Origin of the sequence: Proteiniphilum sp. X52 (assembly GCF_003712195.1) — a bacterium.
In the GTDB taxonomy this organism is placed as follows: Bacteria; Bacteroidota; Bacteroidia; order Bacteroidales; family Dysgonomonadaceae; genus Proteiniphilum.
Genome location: NZ_RDSD01000091.1, coordinates 1 through 371, shown reverse-complemented (window position 1 = coordinate 371; position 371 = coordinate 1). Strand labels below are relative to the sequence as shown.

The window sequence follows — 371 nt, the reverse complement described above, 5'->3', positions numbered from 1 at the left end:
TGGTACTTATTATGAAATTTCTGCCTCAAATCTAAATAATAATTTTCTCTTGCGAAACAGGATATTGAGAGATACAAAAATTTAACTACAGCCGTCGACATAATCATCTGATAACCAAAGACAATTACCGTAAGGATACAAGACGGTACAAAATTTTAACGAGTGAGGGCTGATGCCCAGCAATGACACACCGTCGCGACCGATAAAGCAGTTTTCGCGCAGGTGCTCCAGCGTGTGGCGCTTGCCGTAGTGTTCGGACACCATATTCAGGCAGGCGGGGCCGCAGTCCATCGCGTCGGGTTGTTTGGTGAAGGGGAACGACATACACTATAACCTGTTTATTTCATCCCGGGCGGCGCTTTTACCGCGAT

The 371-nt window shown here is 46.4% G+C and carries 1 protein-coding gene; it reads right to left on the bottom strand.

The features are described from left to right. Positions 1-81: 81 nt before the first annotated feature. On the bottom strand, positions 82-324 hold the full coding sequence (locus D7D25_RS18880; protein ID WP_370453872.1) for a cysteine peptidase family C39 domain-containing protein: 243 nt from the start codon (positions 322-324) through the stop codon (positions 82-84). Positions 325-371 lie beyond the last annotated feature (47 nt).

Bases quoted from the DNA above. Each gene is read 5' to 3' on its own strand.
- D7D25_RS18880 (WP_370453872.1), bottom strand. From the start codon at position 324: ATGTCGTTCCCCTTCACCAAACAACCCGACGCGATGGACTGCGGCCCC.